Genomic DNA, 2,600 nt, shown 5'->3' with positions numbered 1-2,600 from the left:
TGGATATTCCGGTGATACTGACCCCCCATTCCGGGCATATTGACCCCCTAAGGTTTGGATTTCGGGGAACGGGTTTCTATGACAACATTACAGTTTTTTTCTTAGACTTTCTCCTGTCAATTCGACTCTGTGAGAGGTGTGGATCAGCCGGTCTAAAATAGCGTCGGCAATTGTCTCCTCAGCAAATAAATCATACCAGCTGGCGACAGGCAACTGACTGGCAATGATGGTGGCCCGGCGGGCGTGGCGGTCTTCCGTCAGCTCCATAAGATCCAGGCAGTGTTGCTGGCCAAAGGTTGTCAGCCCGAAGTCATCGAGGATCAGAAGGTCGGTTTTTGCTAATTTCTCGAAGAACTTAAGATTGGTCCCTTCCAAACGGGCCATTTTGATCTTAATTAGCAGCTTTTGAAGGTTAAAGTAGGCGACTTTATATCCCTGCATACAGGCCCGGTTGCCCAGGGCCGATGCCAGAAAGCTTTTTCCGCAGCCGGTCGCCCCTGTGACCAACACCGATTCTCCACGGCGCAGGTAATCGCCGGTGGCCAGCCGGCTGATGAGTGTTTTATCCATGCCTTTGGAGGCGTCCATACGCAGCTCCTCGATAGAGGCCTGGTAGCGGAACCGTGCGTTTCTGGCCAGCCGCTGGAACCGGCGGTTGTCCCGGTCTTCGGCCTCGGCTTCTAAGAGCAGTTCCAGGCCATCACTCAGGCTCAGATCAAGATGTTGCCGGGTTTCGGTCAGCGCTTGCCAGCGGCGATGCATCCCGTGCAGGCGCAGGTCGGTAAATTGGGTGGTTATGTCCATAATAGTTACAGTTTAAGGGTTTGTTGGTAGTAGTCCCGCCCGCGGACATTGCCGTGTTTGGGAAGGTGTTTAGAATCGTTTGGTTCTGGCTGGCCGATCATCTTGTTTTTTAACATGGTGTCGATGAACCCCCAGGAGTAGTTTTGATGCTCCAGGGCTAAGCGGCAGGCCCGGGTAAAGGCCTCGGGATCCGCTTTTCGCGACAGGTTCAGCAGCCCGTCGCAGGTGCGATAGAGTTGTTCGGGGTATCGGTCCTGGGAAAAGATTTTCTCAAATAGCGCGGCAAGTGTAGGCCCCGCCCTGCGGGCTCGGCCGATGTAATACTCCGGGCTGCGCTTCAGATAATGCTGGTGCTGCGAACACAAATGCTCAGCCGTGGTCGTGTATCGACCCGGGCGAGGGTCTCTGGGGTGAGCCGCCAGCAGCGCTCCCTCACTGTAAATACGCACGAGCGAACGGGTGTAGATCACCTGCACGGGTTTACCGATGTGCGCATACGGCACGCTATAATAATGCTTGTCGGCGCCCAGGTACACATGGTTGTTTTGCGCCACCTTGTAGCGGCTGTAATATTTGAGCTCAAACGGGGTGGAAGGCAGCGGGGCGAGCAGCGGCTTTTCCTCGGCCAGAAACCGTTCGGTGCGACAATACGGTTTTTGTTGCATGCGGGTTTGATTGTGGGCACCTACTTTTTCGGCGATAGCTTTATTGAGCGAGGCCAGATCGAAAAACATCTGATTGCGCAGGGTGGCATACACGCGGGTGTAGATCATCTTCACCTGGTTTTCGACAAGCGCCTTGTCTTTGGGCTTGCCCGCACGGGCGGGTACGACGGTGGTGTTGTAATGATTGGCCAGGTCGTCCAGGGCGCGGTTTACCTCGGGTTCATACCGGCTGGCTTTGACAATCGCAGATTTTAAATTATCCGGGACCAGCGCCCCGGGCACCCCGCCCAGGGCCGTCAGGCAGCATACCAGGGCGTGGATAAAATCGGCAATCGTCTGACTGGGCACGGCCATCACAAAACTATAGTCAGAGTAGGGCAGGCAGGCGATAAAGACCTGGCACTGGGTGATCTCGCCCGTCAGCTGATCCGTGATGGGCAGGGTCTTTCCGGCAAAGTCGATAAACAGTTTGTCTGCCGGACGATGGGTAAGGACCATCGACGGGCGGCGGGCATCTGTATGCCTGCCCAGGTGGTAGCAAAACTGCGAATATCCATAGCCGTCCGGAGCGGCCGCGCGGTATTCTTCCCAGAGCAGTTTCCGGGTCACGCCCACTCTGTCCAGTTCGCGGGTGAAATAGTCAAGCCGGTCGGAAAAATACGTAAACCGCGGATCTTTGTAGGCCGGGTTACCGGCATGCATACGTTGGGAGAGCACCGGATCGTCCAGGGCCAGCAGATCATCGATCTCCCACCCGGCGGCAGTGATCTTATCCAGATACGTTTTAACCGTATTACGGCTGATGCCAAGGGTGCGGGCAATATGCTTTTTGCCGCCTCCCTGCTGATGTAATCGTAACAGTTGTTTAATTTGGCTCATTGGTTTTGGTTTTCCTGCCATTGATTAGTCCGTCTGGTGATTGATTTAAAAATCACCAAAGAAACCAAAACCATACGAAAAGAGGATGATTAAATTCTGCGGGATACTGCTGACCCACTCGGGGGGTCAACATGCTCCGGAATCGATATCGGACTTTCTTTAGAGGGGGGGCAGCATCCGCCGGAATGTCAGCACTCCGGCCGTGTGTTTTACGCCGGATTCAAGGGGGGTCAGTATAGTCCGGAATATCCA

At 54.8% G+C, this 2,600-nt stretch carries 2 protein-coding genes; both read right to left on the bottom strand.

Features of this window, described 5'->3' with window-relative positions:
* Positions 1-87: 87 nt before the first annotated feature.
* Positions 88-804: an IS21-like element helper ATPase IstB gene (gene istB, locus AABW11_RS19915; RefSeq protein WP_340107085.1), complete on the bottom strand. Its 717-nt coding sequence runs from the start codon at positions 802-804 to the stop codon at positions 88-90.
* Positions 805-809: 5 nt separating this feature from the next.
* The gene (gene istA / locus AABW11_RS19910) at positions 810-2,348 is read right to left on the bottom strand and encodes an IS21 family transposase (protein ID WP_340107084.1); all 1,539 of its coding nucleotides are present in this window, start codon (positions 2,346-2,348) and stop codon (positions 810-812) included.
* Between the last annotated feature and the right edge of the window lie 252 nt (positions 2,349-2,600).

Source organism: Rhodohalobacter sp. 8-1, assembly GCF_038150125.1.
Classification (GTDB): domain Bacteria; phylum Bacteroidota; class Rhodothermia; order Balneolales; family Balneolaceae; genus SW132.
This window is presented reverse-complemented; position numbering and strand designations above follow the sequence as displayed.